Annotated in this window: 1 protein-coding gene and 1 pseudogene; both read right to left on the reverse strand. The window is 71.0% G+C overall.

Annotation, left to right across the window (positions count from 1 at the left end):
* Positions 1–137, reverse strand: a 137-nt coding sequence (locus Mth01_RS29280; protein ID WP_456154388.1) for a roadblock/LC7 domain-containing protein, incomplete at its 3' end; no start/stop codon positions are given.
* Positions 137–1,333, reverse strand: a pseudogene (locus Mth01_RS29285) (hypothetical protein); the annotation flags it as partial. The pseudogene Mth01_RS29285 and the gene Mth01_RS29280, both read right to left, overlap by 1 nt.

Raw genomic sequence — 1,333 nt, forward strand, 5'->3', positions numbered from 1 at the left:
TTGGGAAACCCGTCAGAGAATGCCAGCGGCAGACCGTCCGAGGACACCACCACCGCATGGGCCACACCGGGCACATTGTTCACAAAATCCGTGATCAACCAGTTGACGCCGCGCGCGGCCTGGCTCATCTCCCTCATCAGTCCTCCTTCTCAGTCTCCTGGGCAGAAAGATCGCCCAGCGGCGCCGCCCCAGGGTATGTCTGGTCCTCGTCGGCCTCCCCACGCGCCACCGCGCGGCCCTGCCGTACACCCTGCTGGAAGCTGGCGAGCCTGCTGCGTACCCGCTCGGGCGAAAGGGCGGGCGGCGGTGGCGGGGTCGCGGCGGCGGCACTCGCCTGCTCGGCGGGGACGGGAGCGGAGGCCGGGGCCGTGGCGGAGCCGGGGACCAGGTTGGCCTTGGGCACCCGCTTCGGCAATCCGGAGGCGGTGACCCCACCGAGCGCGGGCTCGGCCGCGGCCTTCGCCGCCTGCCAGCCGGCGTCCGCCGGGGACGACCACGCCTTGGCGGCCGGGGTGTCGTCGGAGTCGATCTTCTCGTCGGGGAGATCGACCTTCTTGAACCAGTCTGACTCAACGGCAGCGAAGATCGGCAAGAACTCCTCCTCCGCCTCCATCGGCGACGTGCGGACCACGGGGAGCGGACCGGTGTGATCGATGTCGCCCTCGAACGCCCCTCGTCCGGGCCATCCCGGCCACTCGCCCCCGGTGCTGCTCTCGATGCCGCTCTCGACGCCGCTCTCAACGCCGATCCGGTCCTGAGCGGGCAGACCGGGCCAGGATGTGCTGCCCGGAGGGGGGAGGTGCCCCGGCCAGGGCGTGTCCAGGGGAGCCTCCCCGATCTGGCCGCGAGCGAAGGGGTTGGTGTCGAACGGGCTGCTGTCGGCAGGACTCACATCGAAGTCGAACTTCGTCGTCTCGAACGGATCGTTCGACGGGGAGACCGGGCCAGTGGAGCTCGAAGCGCCGGAGCTCCGTCCCGAGGGGCTGCTCCCGAAGGGGCTGCCGCCGAAGGGACCGGTCTCGAACGGACCACGCTCGAACGGCCCGCTCTCGAACGGACCGCTCTCGAACGGACCACGCTCGAAGGAGTCGCCACGTGGGGTCCCCGGCCCGGCGGTGCCCACGCCGGGGGTGTTCAGGCCGGGCGCGTCGGCTCCGAACATCGGCGGCCGCGACGCGGGCTCGAAGGGGCTCGGGGCGGTCGGCTCCGGCATGTCCGTCTGTTCAGGGATCCCTGGCTGTCCGGGCATGGCCAGTTGTCCGGGCATGGCCAGTTGTCCGGGCATGGCCAGTTGTCCGGGCATGGCCAGTTGTCCGGGCATGGCCAGTTGTCC

This window comes from Sphaerimonospora thailandensis, assembly GCF_016863115.1.
Taxonomy (GTDB): Bacteria; Actinomycetota; Actinomycetes; order Streptosporangiales; family Streptosporangiaceae; genus Sphaerimonospora; species Sphaerimonospora cavernae.